The 17,114-nt window shown below is 57.4% G+C and carries 15 protein-coding genes; 6 read left to right on the forward strand and 9 right to left on the reverse strand.

The features are described from left to right. Positions 1–19: 19 nt before the first annotated feature. Together FN633_RS12975 and FN633_RS12980 are read right to left on the reverse strand one after the other, a co-directional pair. The gene (locus FN633_RS12975; RefSeq protein WP_154057980.1) at positions 20–556 is read right to left on the reverse strand and encodes a GNAT family N-acetyltransferase; all 537 of its coding nucleotides are present in this window, start codon (positions 554–556) and stop codon (positions 20–22) included. Positions 557–576: 20 nt separating this feature from the next. Then, positions 577–1,737: an MFS transporter gene (locus tag FN633_RS12980; protein ID WP_154057981.1), complete on the reverse strand. Its 1,161-nt coding sequence runs from the start codon at positions 1,735–1,737 to the stop codon at positions 577–579. 97 nt (positions 1,738–1,834) lie between these two features. Between FN633_RS12980 and FN633_RS12985 the strand changes: the two genes are divergently transcribed. Continuing rightward, the gene (locus tag FN633_RS12985) at positions 1,835–2,728 is read left to right on the forward strand and encodes a LysR family transcriptional regulator (protein ID WP_154057982.1); all 894 of its coding nucleotides are present in this window, start codon (positions 1,835–1,837) and stop codon (positions 2,726–2,728) included. On the opposite strand, the gene FN633_RS12990 is transcribed toward FN633_RS12985, so the two are convergent. Next, entirely contained in the window at positions 2,720–2,920 is a 201-nt protein-coding gene (locus FN633_RS12990) for a YfgG family protein (RefSeq protein WP_072015186.1), read from the reverse strand. The genes FN633_RS12985 and FN633_RS12990 overlap by 9 nt on opposite strands. Positions 2,921–3,268: 348 nt before the next feature. On the opposite strand from FN633_RS12990, the gene FN633_RS12995 reads away from it, so the two are divergent. Continuing rightward, positions 3,269–5,512, forward strand: coding sequence for a sensor domain-containing phosphodiesterase (locus tag FN633_RS12995; RefSeq protein WP_154057983.1), 2,244 nt, complete (start codon positions 3,269–3,271; stop codon positions 5,510–5,512). A gap of 26 nt (positions 5,513–5,538) precedes the next feature. On the opposite strand, the gene ppx is transcribed toward FN633_RS12995, so the two are convergent. From ppx to purM, 4 genes are all read right to left on the reverse strand, one after another. Next, entirely contained in the window at positions 5,539–7,080 is a 1,542-nt protein-coding gene (gene ppx / locus FN633_RS13000) for an exopolyphosphatase (protein ID WP_154057984.1), read from the reverse strand. Between the two features lie 3 nt (positions 7,081–7,083). Beyond that, positions 7,084–9,144 carry a polyphosphate kinase 1 gene (gene ppk1, locus FN633_RS13005; protein ID WP_042389314.1) on the reverse strand — a complete coding sequence of 687 codons (2,061 nt, stop codon included), beginning with the start codon at positions 9,142–9,144 and terminating at the stop codon, positions 7,084–7,086. A gap of 165 nt (positions 9,145–9,309) precedes the next feature. Beyond that, on the reverse strand, positions 9,310–9,948 hold the full coding sequence (purN, locus tag FN633_RS13010) for a phosphoribosylglycinamide formyltransferase (RefSeq protein ID WP_042389318.1): 639 nt from the start codon (positions 9,946–9,948) through the stop codon (positions 9,310–9,312). Continuing rightward, positions 9,945–10,982, reverse strand: a complete 1,038-nt coding sequence (purM, locus tag FN633_RS13015; RefSeq protein WP_154057985.1) for a phosphoribosylformylglycinamidine cyclo-ligase — start codon at positions 10,980–10,982, stop codon at positions 9,945–9,947. The genes purN and purM overlap by 4 nt, the downstream gene beginning before the upstream one ends. A gap of 226 nt (positions 10,983–11,208) precedes the next feature. Between purM and upp the strand changes: the two genes are divergently transcribed. The 3 genes from upp (at position 11,209) to FN633_RS13030 (ending at position 14,018) form a co-directional block, all read left to right on the forward strand. Continuing rightward, on the forward strand, positions 11,209–11,835 hold the full coding sequence (gene upp, locus FN633_RS13020) for a uracil phosphoribosyltransferase (RefSeq protein ID WP_154057986.1): 627 nt from the start codon (positions 11,209–11,211) through the stop codon (positions 11,833–11,835). Between the two features lie 97 nt (positions 11,836–11,932). Continuing rightward, the gene (uraA, locus tag FN633_RS13025) at positions 11,933–13,222 is read left to right on the forward strand and encodes a uracil permease (RefSeq protein WP_144818189.1); all 1,290 of its coding nucleotides are present in this window, start codon (positions 11,933–11,935) and stop codon (positions 13,220–13,222) included. Between the two features lie 94 nt (positions 13,223–13,316). Continuing rightward, positions 13,317–14,018 carry a DnaA inactivator Hda gene (locus FN633_RS13030; protein WP_243731537.1) on the forward strand — a complete coding sequence of 234 codons (702 nt, stop codon included), beginning with the start codon at positions 13,317–13,319 and terminating at the stop codon, positions 14,016–14,018. 30 nt (positions 14,019–14,048) lie between these two features. Here FN633_RS13030 and arsC read toward each other — a convergent pair whose 3' ends face one another. Together arsC and bepA are read right to left on the reverse strand one after the other, a co-directional pair. Continuing rightward, the gene (gene arsC, locus FN633_RS13035; protein ID WP_154057988.1) at positions 14,049–14,405 is read right to left on the reverse strand and encodes an arsenate reductase (glutaredoxin); all 357 of its coding nucleotides are present in this window, start codon (positions 14,403–14,405) and stop codon (positions 14,049–14,051) included. Between the two features lie 12 nt (positions 14,406–14,417). Next, complete coding sequence (gene bepA / locus FN633_RS13040; RefSeq protein ID WP_154057989.1) at positions 14,418–15,881, reverse strand: beta-barrel assembly-enhancing protease; 1,464 nt, start codon at positions 15,879–15,881, stop codon at positions 14,418–14,420. Positions 15,882–16,032: 151 nt separating this feature from the next. Here bepA and FN633_RS13045 point away from each other — a divergent pair, with 151 nt between their 5' ends. After that, a complete protein-coding gene (locus tag FN633_RS13045; RefSeq protein ID WP_154057990.1) occupies positions 16,033–17,094 on the forward strand; it encodes an AI-2E family transporter in 1,062 nt (353 codons plus the stop codon). Positions 17,095–17,114 lie beyond the last annotated feature (20 nt).

The following is a 17,114-nucleotide window of genomic DNA, read 5'->3' on the forward strand; positions in this document are numbered from 1 at the left end:
CAGAGGCTTTCATATCCTGCTACTGATTTATGCTTCTGTAACGGCTGCGCGTCAACGTATAGAGCAGGCTAGGCGGCGCGTCTTTTACGTCGTGGACCTCTCTGACAAACGCCAATCCGCACTTGGATAACACCTTTTGTGACGCGGTATGATTTTTTCGCACCATTGCCGAAATCTCATCAAGGTCTAACGTCTCGAAGCCGTAGTGCAGCGCTATAGTGGCGAACTCGGTGGCATAACCGTGGCCCCATGCTGCTACCGCCAGTCGATAGCCCAGATTATTGATCGTCAACGTGTCGTATTGCACGATACGTATTCCGCCAAAGCCGACGATCTCATCAGGCCTGTCGATTCGGGAGACAGCCCAGTTGCCAAACCCTTGGGTCTGCCAGTGCTCAAGCCAGCCGTCCAACACCGTGCTGGAATGGTTGATATCTGGATGCGGCCCAGCCGGATTAAATCTATTGGTCGCCGGGTCGCCATAGATGCGAAACAGATCGTTGAGATCGGAACGTCTTACCTTGCGCAGAATGAGTCGTTCAGAGCGCAGCTCCATTTTATCTCCTGTTATTTTTATCATTGTTGTTTCAGTGACCTACTGATAATGCCCGAAGCGCGCAGCGTTTGATACATGACGATGAGTATTGCCAGGACGGCGATGACCACCGTGAGCGCCAGTGAGAAGGCCAGCGCGCCGCGGATCCCCAGCACCCGATCGAGCCATGCATAGGCAAAGGGGGATGCGGCAGCCATCAACTGCGCCGGGATCAACAGGACGCCCGTCCGCCGGGCATAATCTTCTGCGGCAAACAGCTGAAGCGGCAGCGTCGCTTTGACAATCGTCATCAGGCCATTGATTGCGCCGTACCCCAGCACAAACCCCGCGGCCGAACTGGCAAACAGCGATCCACTGAGGCCGAGCAGGAAGCAGAGCGGCATCGCCAGGGCGGTAACCAGCGTTAACCTGAGCGGTGTAAGACGTGCGCCAGCGACGACCTCCATAAACCGCGCTCCCGTTTGTCCGATTCCCCACAGCATCCCCGCAGCAACCGGTAGTCCAGCGCTGGCGATAAATTCCGGCAGGTGTGTCGATGTGCCGTTAGAGACAAAGGTGATAAGGGCAATAAAAGCGGCAAACAGCCAGCCGCTGCGGCGATCGTGGGCATTGCGCGCTGACGGCGTGGGGGCAGCGGTAATGGTCAGCGGCTGATTGGGCAGGGGACGGATCAGCGCGGCGCTGAGCAGGCCGAACAGCGCATAAATCAACAGCGCCTCCCCGAGTGGCCAGAACACAGCGGACGCCAGCCCACCCGCCAGCGTTATCTGGGAAATCGTGCGACGGGCGTTCTGCCCATAAAGCGTGATGAGCGCAGCGAACAGCGCGTCATAAAGCGACAGGCGCATACCGATGCCCATTATAAGCCAGGCGCTATACCAGCCTATAAGCGAGTACGTGCAGGCCATGGCGACGCAGCTTAGCGCTATCAGCAGCGTGCCAATAGTTACAACATGCTGACCACCCAGTCTGGCCTGTAGCCTGGCGACAAAGGGTGATACCAGCGCCATGACCAGCATCGCCAGCGTCAGGCCGAGATAGATCTGCGGCTGCGTCCAGTGGGTATCGCTGGCGATGGCATGGGCAAACGTGCCGGGCATATAGAACGAGATACCCCAGTTAATCAGCTGATTGCAGCCAGCGAAGAGAGGGAGGATGCGAGGTATAGCGCGCGAAGTCATTATTTTTCATTCCGTTAGGCAGTTGTCCTGAGCATACCGTGCGCGGTATGGTTCAGGCAGGCCTCAACGTTTATCACCTCTATAAGAGAAACTTTGCATGACGACGCTAAATCTCGGCAATCTGGCAACCTTTCGGCTGGTTGTACAGCGGGGCAGTTTTTCTGCCGCGGCAAACGTGCTTGGCCTCTCCCAGCCGGCGGTAAGCCTGCAAATTCGCCAGCTCGAGCAGTTTCTTCAGGCGCGGCTGATCGAGCGCACCGGGCGAGGCGTTAAGGCGACCGCTGCTGGCGTAGCGTTGCTGGCCCATGGCGAGCGGATTGGTCAGGCTGTGGACGAAGCGATACGCTCGGTTAACGCGTTTAGTCATGAAGTCAGCGGCACGATCAGGCTCGGTACCGGGGCGACGGCATGCATCCACCTTTTGCCACCGCTATTGCAGCGACTGCGGCTGGATTATCCCCTGTTGCAGGTAGGCGTCACGACCGGAAATACGCCCAGCATCGTGCAGGCGGTGGAGGAAAATCGTCTCGATCTGGGGCTGGTTACGCTACCCGCCAGCGGACGTACGCTGGATATCACGCCGTTTCTAAACGAAGAGTTTGTTTTTATCGAAGCCCTGGCGCAGGCGCACCCGGCGGAATCGTTGACGCCCGAGGCGTTACATGCGCTGCCGCTCATCGCCTTTGAGGACGGAAGCAGTACGCGCACGCTTATCGACGACTGGTTTGCCGCAGCGGGGCTGCCGACGATACCTGTGATGCAGCTTGGCAGTATCGAAGCCATCAAGCGCATGGTGAGCGCCGGGCTGGGATATAGCATTGTTCCGCAAATGTCGGTGGCGCAGCCAAACGATCGTAAGGAGCTTAACGTGCGCTCACTAAACCCGCTTTTGCAGCGCCAGCTGGCAATAGTCATCCGTCAGGATAAGATCCTGAGCCGAGGCATAGGGGCGATCATTCAAATGCTGCAAAAGAAAAGCGAGTTAATTTAGCGTTTTATTTACCGGCGTCTCAACGGAGAGAGAGGACTGCTGTGACTGGGCTTTATCCTGATGATGGTACCAGGCGCCGATAGAGGAGTAGACGAAGCGTCCAAAGAAGAAGAAAAAGCTGATAAGCAATACGATACGGGTCATGCGACTGTCAAATCGCTGTCGTTTTCGCATACTGTGTGACTGGCTCACAAGAGGTTCCTAAAGGTTAACCCGACAGGCGGGCGATTGGTGTATTAATGCACAGAGCGAAGCGCAGATCAATCGGTCTTTATGTAAAATTTCGTCAAAGAAAGCATTTACTAAAGCAATAATAATGAAATAATGGTAAAGCGCATGAATTATTAACAAAAACTGCGCGAAGAAGAGAAGGCGACGTTTAAAAGGCACGGGGTTACTTGATCCTGGTCAATTGCAACCGTTTTTGTGGCACTAAACTCTTCACAAATGGCACAGTCTGACCGACTCTATATTCTTCATGGTTAGCCTGGAACCCCGCCTGAATCGATTTCAGTTCGCTGGGTTTTACACTGAACATCGATGAGCTACGCGAAAATTTATACTCTCTATAAAGCTAAATGGTGGGCGCTGCCGCTCGTCTTACCTTTCCTGCTGCTGCCCCTTGCCCACATGGTCGATACCTTTACCTGGGTCTCGGATGGCAGCATGATACTCTATTATCTGCCGCTATCACTCTTATTGAGCCTGATGCTCTTCTACGGCTGGGCGGCACTGCCCGGTATTATTCTCTCCCTGGCCTGGCACTACTACCCGCACACCAGCGCCCCAGAGACGTTGCTTAAAATCGTCCATTTTATAGTGCCCATCATCATCAGCTGGAGCGGTTACCGGATCTTCGTCACCCGACGGCATAACGTCTCTTATGGAAATGCGCAGCTCACCGCACAGCGCATGTTCTGGCAGGTCGTTTGCCCGGCCACGCTGTTCCTGCTGATCTTCCATACCATCACCTGGCTCGGCCTGTATGACAATTATCAGGCCCTGACCGGCGTGACCCCGTTTAGCCTGCGCACCCTGATTAACTATCAGGCGCTGCTGGTCAGCGGCCTGACCGGAACGCCGTTCTGCTATCTGCTGATCAGGGTGCTCCACCATCCGCGCCATATAAAAGGTTTCCTCTCTCGCCTGCGCCGGGATTTTGATCCCAAGGTGACCCGGCTGGAGGTGGTCGCGTGGTTTGTCGTTATTGCGCTACTAATGCTGCTGATGCTCTCCCCGTGGGATGAAAACACCGGCATCTTCACTACTAACTATACGCTGTCGCTGCTGCTACCGGTGATGCTGTGGGGCTCGATGCGCTATGGCTACCCCCTGATGTCTGTCGTCTGGACGCCATTTATGATGGTAAGCATTCACTACTTCTACCGTTATACGCCGGTCTCGCCGCGCTACGAAATGCAGCTGACGATCCTCTCCTCCAGCTATCTCGTGTTCTCGTTTATCATCGCCTGGATGTCGATGCTGGCAACGCGCCAGCGGCGGATGCACGAACGGGTTAGCCGGCTGGCGTGGCTCGATCCGGTTCTTAATATGCCAAACCTGCGGGCGCTCAACCGCGCGCTGGCGGATACCCCGTGGTCGGTGCTCTGCTTTTTACGCATCCCGGATCTGGAGCTGCTGGGAAGGCACTACGGTATTATGCTGCGCATCCAGTACAAGCAGATGCTGTCCGAGTGGCTAACGCAGTGGCTGCAAAGCAATGAGTGCGTATACCATCTGTCGGGGTATGACATCGTTATCCGGCTTAATACCGAATCCTACGCGCTACGCATCGCCGAGCTGGATAAGCGGATCAAGCAGTTCCGCTTCGCTTGGGATGGCATGCCGCTGCAGCCAAAGGTAGGCATAAGCTACTGCTACGTGCGTTCGCCGGTGTCGCATATCTATCTGCTGCTGGGCGAGCTGAGCACCACGGCAGATCTCTCCCTGGAAACCCAGAGCCCAGAAAGCCTTCAGCACCGCGGGTCGGTCAATTTACAGCGCAGCCTGAAAGGTAAGGTGGAGATGATGAACCGCCTGCAACGGGCGCTGGAGGAGGACCGGTTCCGCCTGATGGCCCAGCCGATCGTCGGCATACGCGGTGACGACTACCATGAGATATTGCTGCGGATGCTCGGCGACGACGACGAGCTAATCGGCCCGGATGCGTTCCTGCCGGTGGCCCATGAGTTTGGTCTTTCGTCACGCATCGACCTGTGGGTGATTGAACACACGCTGCGCTTTATGGCGCACTACCGCGAAACGGAGCCGGGAGCGCGCTTCTCTGTTAATCTGTCGCCAGCCTCCGTCTGCCGGAGCAACTTTGCCCGTGAGGTCGCCGGGCTGCTTGAGTGCTATGGCATTGAGGCCTGGCAGCTTATTTTCGAGGTCACGGAGAGTAACTCGTTGACCAACATTAACCAGGCAAACCAGACCCTGGGCCAGCTTCAGCAATTGGGATGCCGGGTGGCTATAGACGACTTTGGGACCGGCTATGCCAGCTATGCGCGGCTAAAAAACATTAACGCCGATATGCTGAAGATTGACGGCAGCTTTATTCGCAACCTGGCGTCAAACAGCCTCGACTACCAGATTGTGGCCTCTATCTGCCATCTGGCTCGGATGAAAAAGATGCGGGTGGTGGCAGAGTATATTGAAAGCGAGGAGGTGCGTAGCGCTGCCCTTTCGCTGGGAATTGACTATCTGCAAGGGTTCTTGATTGGTAAACCCACGCCGCTTGAGACGCTGGCGGGAGACGCTCAGGCACTTTCACAGCGTGCCTGAGCATAGGAGGGGCAGGGCGGTGCGGATCAGGCCGCGACGCCGGAGGAGTGCTCCTCTTCGATCTTCAGCAGCCAGCCGGTGACCGCGCCCCAGTAATCCTGCTCTTTCTCCAGATCCAGCAGCACCAGCGCATTCTGGGAGAACCAGTCGCGGGGGAAGCTGAGGGTCCAGTGGTTATCATCGGTGGTCAGACGCAGGGTCGGTGGGGTGGTGGTCGCCTGACGCTGGTTGTTCAGCAGCACGCCGAGGCGCAGGAGCTGAATCAGCGGTAAAAAATGCTTCTTTTTGAACAGGGTAAAGCGCGGCAGCTCGTCGAGCTTGATGCCTTTACGGTGGAAGCGCACCAGGGTCGCCATCATCAGCTGCTGCTCCTGGTTAAAGCCAGGCAGATCGCTGTTCTGCAGGATATAGGCCGAGTGGCGATGCATTCCGCTGTGGTTGATGTTCAGCCCAACCTCGTGCAGCATCGCTGCCCACTTCAGCAGGGCCGCCAGCTGCGGATTTGCCAGCTTTGGATTCTGCGCTTCCCACTGCTCGTACATGTGGGTTGTTGTCTCCAGCACGCGGCGGGCCTGCTCTCGGTCAATGTTATACTGATTGGCCAGGCTCTGCGCGGTGCGGCTGCGGATATCCTGATGGCGGAAACGGCCCTCCATCTCATACAATACCCCTTCACGCAGCGCGCCGTCAGAGAGACGCAGCTCACGAATGGCCAGCGCGTCAAACACGCCGCACAAAATCGCCAGGCCAGGCACAAAGACCGCCTTGCGCTCGTCGGAGAGCCCCGGCAGGTTCAGCGCGTCAAAGCTGTCATGCTTCAGCACCTCGGTGACCAGCTTATCCAGCCGTTCAGGGGTGATGAACCCATCTTTCTCGCCCATCGCCAGCAGCACTTCATGAGCGGCTTTAATGCTGCCCGATGCGCCCAGGGCCACGTTCCAGCCCTGAATGCGGTACTGCCAGGTTAGACTCTCCAGCTTCTGCACCGCCGCCATGCGCGCGCGATGGAAGTTCTCCCGGTTAATAATGCGACCGCGGAAATAGGTTTGCGCAAAGCTGACGCAGCCCATACGGCGGCTCTCAACCAGGATAGGTTGAAAATCTTCGCCGATCACCAGTTCCGTAGAGCCACCGCCGATATCGATCACCAGCTTGCGGCCTTTTTCCGGCTGCGTATGCTCAACGCCCATAAAGATCAGTCGGGCCTCTTCGTTGCCGGAGATGATCTCAATCGGGTAGGGGATGACCTGCTCCGCACGCTTGAGGAAGTCTGAGGCGTTGGCGGCCTGGCGCAGGGTATGCGTACCCACAATGCAGACGTTAGCCGGGTCGAAACCCTGCAGGCGTTCGGCAAACAGCGACAGGCAGCTCAGGCCGCGCTCAATCGCCTCTTCGCTCAGAACGCTGTTCTCATCCAGGCCGTCGGCCAGATGCACGCGCTGCTTCAGGCGGCCAATGATCTGCATGGCGCCATCCACCACACGGGCAATGACCATGTGGAAACTGTTCGAACCGAGATCGACCGCAGCAAACTCCTGCGGCCGTGGGGTATTGTCATTTATCGGCATAGATTAGTCTGGTTGTTCGAGTGATTTGATATAGTCGTAAATCGCCAGCTGCGCGCGAACCTTGCGGCGGTTGCCCCGTTGCACATAGCGATTGCTCAATTCCTTGTCGATATACCGCGCCTTAACGGTATCGCTGAACAGAAGCTCAATGATGTCCAGCACGCGTTGCTTAAGGCGCGGATCGAGCAGCGGGGCCGCAACCTCAATGCGATAGTCAATATTACGCGTCATCCAGTCGGCAGACGAGAGATAAACCTGCTTATCGCCGCCATTTTCGAAAATATAGATGCGATCGTGTTCGAGATAGCGGTCCACGATGCTGATCACCCGGATATTATCGCTCAATCCTTCCAGCTCTGGGATCAGAGAGCACATACCGCGCACCAGCAGATTAACCGGCACGCCGGAGCCGGATGCGGCATACAGCCGATCCACGAGACCTTTATCGACCAGGTTGTTGAGCTTGAGGGTGATCCCCGACGGCTGGCCGTTTTGCGCATTGGCGATCTCGCGGTCGATCATATCGTACAGCAGGCGGCGCGAGTTTTGCGGCGACACCAGCAGGTACTCAAAGTGTACCGGCCGGTAAGGGTTCTCGATAAAGTTAAACACCCGGCGCACTTCGTTGGTGATACGTGCGTCGGCGGTAAGCAGGGAGTAGTCGGTGTAGAGCCGGGCGGTCTTCTCGTTAAAGTTACCGGTGCCGATGTGAGCGTAGCGCACCACCTCTTCACCCTCTTTACGCGAGATGAGGAACAGCTTGGCGTGAATTTTCAGCCCCGGCGCGGAGAAGATCACGTGCGCCCCGGCCTCGGTCAGGCGCTTGGCCCAGTGGATGTTGGCCTCTTCATCGAAGCGCGCCTGCAGCTCCACCACCACGGTCACTTTCTTGCCGTTGTGCGCGGCATGGATCATCGCATCAATGATGCGTGAATCTTTCGCCACGCGGTAGATGTTGATCTTAATCGCCAGCACGTTAGGGTCGAACGAGGCCTGACGCAGCAGCTCCAGCACGTGCTCAAAGGTGTGATACGGATAGTAGAGCAGCACGTCCCGCTCGCGAATGGCGTCGAAGCCGTTGCGGAAGTTATCAAACCAGACATGGCGCAGGCGCGGCAGTGGCTTGTTCACCAGGTTGGCTTTGCCGACGTTCGGGAAGCTGATGAAGTCTTTAAAGTTGTGGTAGCGACCGCCCGGTACCGTGGAGTCATAGCGCGAGATGGTGAGCTTATCGCGCAGCATCTCAACCATGGCGTCCGGCATATCGCGCTGGTAGACAAAACGCACTGGCTCGGCAGTGAGGCGCTGCTTCAGGCTGGAGGACATCAGCTCCATCAGGCTCGATTCCATCTCGTGTACCAGGTCGTACTCGGCGTCACGGGTCATCTTCATCGAGTAGGCGTTCAGCGCATCGTAGTCAAAGAAGCCGTAGAAGATATCGTCCAGGCAGTAGCGCAGGATGTTATCCAGCAGGATCATCGGCTTGCGGCGGCGCGGCGTCTCTGGCGGCAGGTTAACAAAGCGCGGCACCTTATCTGACGGGATCTCCAGCAGCGCGTAACGAATGCTCTCCCCGCGAATAATCTCTACCGCCAGATAGGTGTAATCATCCTTCAGGAACTGCACCAGGTCGGTTTCGCGGTTGATCAGGATCGGCGTGATGTGCTGGCGCAGATAGTGTTTGAAGTAGTGGCGTAGCCAGGTTTGCTGATTCTCGGAGAGCTGGCGTTCGTTGATCAAGAAGATTTGATTACGGGCCATCTCCAGCAGCAGGTCGTTATACAGGCCGTTAAACTCCTGATCCGCTTTCAGTACGCGGGTCTGGATCTTACCGAGCAGGTGTCGGGAGTGGGCGTTGGAGCCTTGCTCTTCGCTGATGATAATCCGGCGCTTAAGCTCAGCAAAGCGCACCTTGTAGAACTCATCAAGGTTATTGGAGTAGATGCCGAGGAAACGCATTCGCTCAATAAGAGGGTTGCTCTTGTCGGCGGCTTCCTGCAGCACGCGTTCATTGAACGCTAACCAGCTTAATTCTTTTTCGATGTATAGCTTTTCCTGACCCATTACAACTCACACTCCGGTTCAATCTCGGGACGTGGCAAATCCATCTCAGCCTTTATTATGGTGAGAATTACCACAGCTTGTCCAATTGTGACAGATAAGTATGACAGTAATCTGATAATGCGGAGGTTATTGCCGGACGGCACAGGCTGCCCGGCAAGAGAGGATCTACTCGGCGGCGTGTCCCTGCGGGGGGAGCTGAACGCCATCGAGCCATGCGGCACCCTCGCGCATCGCCAGACGGCCATCGATAAACCAGCTCACCACCAGAGGGTAGATCGCGTGCTCCTGGGTCTGGACGCGATCGGTCACATCCTCTTCACCGTCGCCGGGAAATACCGGTACTTTGGCTTGCAGGATCACCGGTCCGCCGTCCAGCTCGTCGGTAACAAAATGCACGGAGGTGCCGTGCTCTTCGTCGCCGTTGGCCAGCGCCTGACGGTGGGTATGCAGGCCGGGATATTTCGGCAGCAGGGAGGGGTGGATGTTCAGCAGGCGGCCCTGATAGTGGGCGACAAACTCGGGGCTGAGAATGCGCATATAGCCTGCCAGCACCACCAGATCCGGTGCGTAGGCGTCGATCTCCATCATCAGCTCACGGTCAAACGCTTCACGGCTGGCAAACTGATCGGCCGTAATGGCGTGGGCCGCAATATCGGCCTCACGCGCACGTTGCAGGCCGAACGCGTCGGCCTTGTTACTGAATACCGCACGGACAGTGGCGTTAATTCTCTTCTGCGCGCAGGCGTCGATAATTGCCTGCAAATTGCTTCCATTACCGGAAATTAGCACCACTATGTTTTTCATTCAATGACCACGCGCTCGCTGGAATCAGAGGCTTTAATGATACCGATTTTCCAGGCCTTTTCACCTTTTGCGTTCATCAGCTCAATCGCCTTATCGGCATCCTGAGCAGAGAGGGCGATAACCATGCCGACGCCGCAGTTAAAGGTGCGGTACATCTCGTGCTGGCTGACGTTGCCTGCCTGCTGCAGCCAGTTGAATACGGAAGGCCACTGCCAGCTGGATTCGTCAATCACCGCCTGGGTGTTGTCCGGCAGCACGCGCGGAATGTTCTCCCAGAAGCCGCCGCCGGTGAGGTGGGCGATGGCGTGAACGTCAACGTTGGCAATCAGCTCAAGAATGTTTTTCACGTAGATGCGGGTCGGGGCCAGGAGGTGATCCGCCAGCGATTTACCGTCGAGCTGGGTCGTTTCCGGATCGCAGCCGCTTACCTCAACGATTTTGCGCACCAGCGAGTAGCCGTTAGAGTGCGGGCCGCTGGAGCCAAGGGCAATCAGCACGTCGCCGTCGGTGACTTTAGAGCCGTCGATGATTTCCGATTTCTCAACCACGCCGACGCAGAAGCCCGCGACGTCATAATCTTCGCCATGGTACATGCCTGGCATCTCGGCGGTTTCGCCGCCGACCAGCGCACAGCCGGACTGCAGGCAGCCTTCCGCGATGCCGTTGATTACGCTGGCAGCGGTGTCGACGTCCAGCTTGCCGGTGGCGTAGTAGTCGAGGAAGAAGAGCGGCTCAGCGCCCTGAACCACCAGGTCGTTAACGCACATGGCCACCAGATCGATGCCGATCGTGTCATGACGCTTGAGATCCATCGCCAGGCGCAGCTTGGTGCCCACGCCGTCAGTACCGGAAACCAGCACCGGCTCACGATATTTTTGCGGCAGCGCGCACAGCGCACCGAAGCCACCCAGTCCACCCATCACTTCCGGGCGGCGGGTTTTCTTCACTACGCCTTTGATTCGGTCAACCAGTGCATTACCTGCGTCAATATCAACACCGGCATCTTTGTAGCTGAGAGAGGTTTTATCGGTCACTGCTTGGATCCCCACATGGCGATAGAAATAAAATTCGGCGCAATTCTAACAGTCAAGGCAAACGTTTGCGAGTCCATTATTCATGGCTCTCAGAGATCGTTGCGATATACTGATTTTCAATCTGATTGATCGGGATCAACCCGCTACCTATAGCGTAACGGAGAAAAAGCGGTATAATCCGGCGATTTTTTTTGTGGCTGCCAACTGTCTGGGGAAGGAGAAGAGTATGAAGATCGTGGAAGTAAAACACCCACTCGTCAAACACAAGCTGGGACTGATGCGTGAGCATGACATCAGCACCAAACGCTTTCGTGAACTCGCCTCAGAAGTAGGCAGCCTGCTGACCTATGAAGCGACCGCCGATCTGGAAACCGAGAAGGTGACCATCGAAGGCTGGAACGGCCCGGTGGAAATCGAGCAGATCAAAGGTAAAAAAATTACCGTGGTGCCGATCCTGCGTGCTGGCCTGGGCATGATGGAAGGCGTGCTGGAGCACGTCCCGAGCGCGCGCATCAGCGTGGTCGGCATCTACCGCGACGAAGAGACCCTGGAGCCGGTACCTTACTTCCAGAAACTGGTATCGAACATCGACGAGCGTATGGCGCTGGTGGTTGACCCGATGCTGGCGACCGGCGGCTCAATGATCGCCACCATCGACCTGCTGAAAAAAGCGGGCTGCACCAGCATTAAGGTGCTGGTGCTGGTTGCCGCCCCGGAAGGCGTGGCCGCGCTGGAGAAGGCGCATCCAGATATTGAACTCTATACCGCATCGGTCGATCAGGGGCTTAACGAGCACGGGTACATTATTCCTGGTCTCGGCGATGCCGGCGACAAGATTTTTGGTACCAAGTAATTGAATAAATGAAAAAGAGCCGACTTTGATAGTCGGCTTTTTTTTGAATAAAAGACGCAGTTCGCCTTATACAAAACACAACTCAGAGGAAAACACTATGACGCGCCGTGCTATCGGGGTGAGTGAAAGACCGCCGCTTTTACAGACTATCCCGCTTAGTTTGCAGCACCTGTTCGCCATGTTTGGCGCAACCGTGCTGGTGCCAATCCTGTTTCACATTAACCCGGCTACCGTGCTGCTGTTTAACGGCGTTGGTACGCTGCTCTATCTCTTTATCTGTAAGGGTAAAATTCCGGCCTATCTGGGTTCCAGCTTTGCGTTTATCTCCCCGGTGCTGCTCCTGCTGCCGCTCGGGTACGAGGTGGCGCTCGGCGGTTTTATTATGTGCGGCGTGCTGTTCTGCCTGGTGTCGTTTATCGTCAAGAAAGCGGGCACCGGCTGGCTGGACGTGATGTTCCCTCCGGCAGCGATGGGCGCAATCGTAGCCGTAATTGGCCTTGAGCTGGCAGGCGTGGCGGCTAACATGGCAGGCCTGCTGCCAGCAGATGGGCAGTCTGCGGACAGCAAAACGGTGATCATCTCTCTGGTTACCCTGGGCGTTACCGTGTTTGGCTCGGTGCTGTTCCGCGGCTTCCTGGCGATTATCCCGATCCTGATCGGCGTGCTGGCGGGCTATGCGCTGTCGTTTGCGATGGGCGTGGTGGATACCACTCCGATTGCCCAGGCGCACTGGTTTGCTCTGCCGACCTTCTACACCCCGCGCTTTGAGTGGTTCGCTATCTTCACCATCCTGCCTGCGGCGCTGGTGGTCATTGCTGAGCACGTCGGTCACCTGGTCGTCACGGCCAACATCGTTAAGCGTGACCTGATCCGTGACCCTGGCCTGCACCGCTCAATGTTTGCCAACGGCTTCTCCACTATCATCTCTGGCTTCTTCGGCTCCACGCCGAACACCACCTACGGCGAGAACATCGGCGTGATGGCGATTACCCGCGTCTACAGCACCTGGGTTATCGGCGGCGCGGCGATCATTGCCATTCTGCTCTCCTGCGTCGGCAAGCTGGCGGCGGCTATCCAGATCATCCCGGTTCCGGTGATGGGCGGCGTGTCGCTGCTGCTGTACGGGGTAATCGGCGCATCTGGTATTCGCGTGCTGATTGAATCCAAGGTGGACTACAGCAAAGCGCAGAACCTGATCCTGACCTCGGTGATCCTGATCATCGGCGTCAGCGGTGCGAAGGTGCACATCGGTGCGGCAGAGCTGAAGGGCATGGCGCTGGCGACCATCGTCGGCATCGGCCTGGCGCTGATCTTCAAACTCATCAGCGTCCTGCGTCCAGAAGAAGAGGTGATTGACGCCCAGGAGAACGACGTCACTCCGCATTAATCTGGAAAGTGAACCGGGCGTTATGCCCGGTTCAAACCGCGCATCGTTTTGTGGTAAACTCGCTGCGTTTTCCGTAAGCCCTGTTGAGGTATCTCTGAACGCACCGGCGCAGCTCTCTCTGCCACTCTATCTTCCCGACGATGAAACCTTTGCCAGTTTCTGGCCGGGTGATAACCCCTCTCTGTTGGCGGCTGTGCAAAACGTGCTGCGTCAGGATCATAGCGGATACATCTACTTCTGGTCGCGAGAAGGTGCAGGTCGCAGCCATCTGCTGCACGCCGCCTGCGCCGAGCTCTCTGCGCGCGGCGACGCCGTGGGCTATGTTCCACTCGATAAGCGTACCTGGTTTGTGCCGGAAGTGCTGGAGGGCATGGAGCAGCTTTCGCTGGTCTGTATCGACAATATTGAGTGCATCGCCGGGGACGATCCCTGGGAGATGGCCATCTTCAACCTCTACAACCGCATCCTGGAATCAGGCCGCACGCGCCTGCTGATCACCGGCGATCGCCCGCCGCGCCAGCTCAATCTGCATCTGGCGGATCTGGCCTCGCGCCTCGACTGGGGGCAGATCTACCGGCTTCAGCCGCTGTCGGATGAGGATAAGCTGCTGGCATTGCAGCTGCGCGCCCGCCAGCGCGGTTTTGAGCTGCCGGAGGACGTGTGCCGTTTTCTGCTCAAGAGGCTGGATCGTGAGATGCGCACGCTGTTCGAGACGCTGGATCAGCTGGATCGCGCCTCCATTACCGCCCAGCGCAAGCTGACCATCCCGTTTGTGAAAGAGATCCTGAAGCTGTGAAAACGCCGGATGGCGCTACGCTTATCCGGCCTACAAAATTTCCAGCACCTGTTCCGGCGGTCGACCAATGCGCGCCTGGCCGTGCTTCACCACGATAGGGCGCTCGATAAGCTTCGGGTTCTCGACCATCGCCTGAATTAACGCCTCTTCCGTCAGACCGTTGTCCGCCAGGTTAAGCGTGCGGTAGAGCTCCTCCTTCTGCCGCATCAGATCCCGGGGGCTGCTTAAATTAAGCATCTTTAGCAGGTTACGCAGCGTGGCCGCATCCGGCGGCGTCTCCAGGTAGAGCACCACCTGCGGCTCAACGCCGTGGGATTGCAGTAGGCTCAGGGTCTCACGGCTCTTCGAGCAGCGGGGGTTATGGTAGATCGTGACCGCGTCGGACATACATTCTCCTGATTACATCTTGGTATAAGGCTTAAAGCGTTCCTGCATCTGCCGTAGCTGGTCAATACGGGCGTCGTAGCGCGCCTGCTGCATGCTGCCCAGCTTCACCTGCGCACTGGCACTGCCCAGCAGTGAGATCGCCTGATCCAGCTGACCGTGCAGCGCCAGGCCTTCGGCGCGGGCAGCCAGCTCCTGATCGCGATTGCCGAGCGTGCCCTCGGTCTGCGCCAGCAGCTCCCAGCCGTTGGTGTCATCTTTATAGGTAAAGGTGTAGCGGTTGAGGATCTTCTCCGCCTCGCTTGCCTGGCCGCTCTGCAAATAGGCGTTGGCCAGGTTCAGCTGCAACACCGGATCGGTTTTTAGCCGCGGGGCATTTTTCAGCCGGTTAATGGCCTGATCAAACTTTCTTTGACCGAGATCGATATCGGTGGCTAAATCGAGATACCAGCTATTGCCCGGCTCTGCGCTCAGTAGGGGCTGCAACGCCTGGCTGGCGGTGGGGTAGTTAGCGCCCTCCATCGCCTGGAGCGCCCGGCCATACTGGGCGGCACGCTGTTCGCGCACGTTGCCCTTAGCCCAGGCATCCAGCAGATCGTTGGTAAGCTGGTTGCGCCCACTGTTATACATCCCCAGCGTACGCGCCTTCGCCAGGTAAAAATCTTCTGAAGACTGGACCACCACCGGCCGCATCTGGTTGGCACGGTTGCGGGTATCCGAGAGACGGCTCTCCGGCAAGGGGTGAGTCAGCAGGATCTCCGGTGGTCGTGAAGAGTAGCGGGCCTGATCCAGCAGCTTTTCGAGGAAGGTCGGCATCGCCTGCGGATCGAATCCCGAGCGCTGAAGCACCTGAATGCCGATGCGGTCTGCCTCCTGCTCGTTCTGCTGGGTAAAGGAGATCATTCCCTGACGGGTGCCAGCCAGAGTACCGGTCAGCGCCGCCATCCCCGCCTGCGGGCTGGCCATCGCCAGCAGAATAGAGCCTAACGCCCCCGCCCAGGTCAGCGGCGCGCTGTTTTTCTGATCCTCCATCGCTCGCGCCAGGTGGCGCTGGGTAACGTGGGAGATTTCATGCGCCATTACCGAGGCCAGCTGGCTCTCGTTATCGGCATAGCGGAAGAGGGCCGAGTGCAGCACCACGTTGCCGCCAAAAAAGGCGAAGGCGTTGATTTCGTCGTTATTGATTAAGTAGAAGTGGAACGGGGTGCGTACCGAATTGGCATGGGCAACAAGGCGCATCCCTAAGCCATTAATGTACTGCACCAACAGAGGATCGTTAATCAGCGGCGCACTGCCGCGCAGTTGGCGAACGTAGTAGTCGCCCATCTGCAGCTCCTGGGCAATCGACAGCGTACTGCCCGCCGAGGTGCCCATATCCGGCAGGGTATCCGCTGAATCCGCAAAGACCGGCGCGGCCTGGCCCAGCGTCAGGGTAGCAATCAGGGTAGCAACCAGCGTTTTTCTCAACGTCCTGAACATAACCTCAATCCTGTATGGCGAGCATGATGAACATCTTAATCAATTGATGCGTTAGTTTCCTGTGGCAGCGTCGAAAAGCGAAGTCTTTTTTGTTTCACTTCGATACAATTCCTCCGGAAAACCCACCAGGGACCTATAGGTAAGGTAAGTTATGCTCGAAATGTTAATGCAGTGGTATCGCCGTCGCTTTAGCGATCCGGAGGCGATTGCGCTGCTGGTCATTCTGCTGGCAGGGTTTAGCATCCTGTTCTTTTTTAGCGGGTTATTAGCCCCGCTGCTGGTCGCCATCGTGCTGGCCTACCTGCTTGAGTGGCCTACCGCCCGGCTGGAAAACGTCGGCTGCTCACGTACCGTCGCCTCCAGCATCGTGCTGGTGCTGTTCGTCGGCATTCTGCTGCTGATGGCCTTCGTGGTAATGCCTATCGCCTGGCAGCAGGGCATCAATCTGATCCGCGATATGCCCGGCATGCTCAACAAGCTCTCCGATTTTGCGGCCACGCTGCCGCGACGCTATCCGGCGCTGATGGACGCGGGCATTATCGATGCCATGGCGGAGAACATGCGCACCCGCATGCTCAGCCTGGGGGATTCGGTGGTCAAATACTCCGTCGCCTCGCTGGTAGGGCTGCTGACGCTGGCGGTCTATCTGGTACTGGTGCCGCTGATGGTTTTCTTCCTGGTGAAGGACAAAGAGCAGATGCTCAACGCCGTGCGCCGCATTCTGCCGCGCAACCGTGGCCTGGCAGGGCAGGTGTGGGTGGAGATGAACCAGCAGATCACTAACTATATTCGCGGCAAGGTGCTGGAGATGATCGTCGTCGGCGTGGCGACGTGGATTGGTTTTATTCTCTTCGGTCTCAACTACTCGCTGCTGCTGGCGGTGCTGGTGGGCTTCTCGGTGCTTATCCCTTACATCGGCGCGTTTGTGGTCACTCTGCCGGTGATTGGCGTGGCGCTGTTCCAGTTTGGGCTGGGAACCGAGTTCTGGAGCTGCTTTGCGGTTTACCTGATCATTCAGGGGCTGGACGGCAACCTGCTGGTGCCGGTGCTCTTCTCGGAGGCGGTGAACCTGCATCCGCTGGTGATTATTCTGTCGGTGGTGATCTTCGGTGGACTGTGGGGCTTCTGGGGCGTGTTCTTTGCGATCCCGCTCGCCACGCTGATCAAGGCGGTGGTGCACGCCTGGCCGGATGTCCCGGTCGTTGACGAGTAGCAGGCGATTGCCGGGTGGCG

The sequence above is a fragment of the Pseudescherichia vulneris genome (assembly GCF_902164725.1).
Lineage (GTDB): Bacteria > Pseudomonadota > Gammaproteobacteria > Enterobacterales > Enterobacteriaceae > Pseudescherichia > Pseudescherichia vulneris.